1 rRNA gene is annotated in these 344 nt (G+C 47.1%); it reads right to left on the bottom strand.

Annotated elements, in window-relative coordinates:
- Positions 1-262: 262 nt before the first annotated feature.
- Positions 263-344, bottom strand: a 16S ribosomal RNA gene (locus EKC99_RS15635); the annotation flags it as partial.

Here is a 344-nt window from a genome sequence, read left to right as displayed (position 1 = left end):
CATCGGCTCCTAGTGCCAAGGCATCCACCGTGCGCCCTTTCTAACTTAACTAAACACACTTTTCAGCCTGTTATCTAGTTTTCAAAGAACATGGCTTCTTCTTGAAGCTACATCTTTGCTGCCATGCGCCGAGGAATCCATCTTCCTCGAAGCCACTTTTAGACGCAGGCGCAAGGCTACTGCTTGAACATGTATGAGGGATATTCCCTCAAAACTAAACGAAGCGAAAAAGCGTTTTTTATCATATCAATTATATCCTTAGAAAGGAGGTGATCCAGCCGCACCTTCCGATACGGCTACCTTGTTACGACTTCACCCCAATCATTTGCCCCACCTTCGGCGGC

Source organism: Anoxybacillus sp. MB8 (genome assembly GCF_011006755.1).
Lineage (GTDB): Bacteria > Bacillota > Bacilli > Bacillales > Anoxybacillaceae > Anoxybacillus > Anoxybacillus gonensis.
Note: the sequence above shows the minus strand (reverse complement) of the source record. Positions and strands in the feature narration are given on the sequence as shown.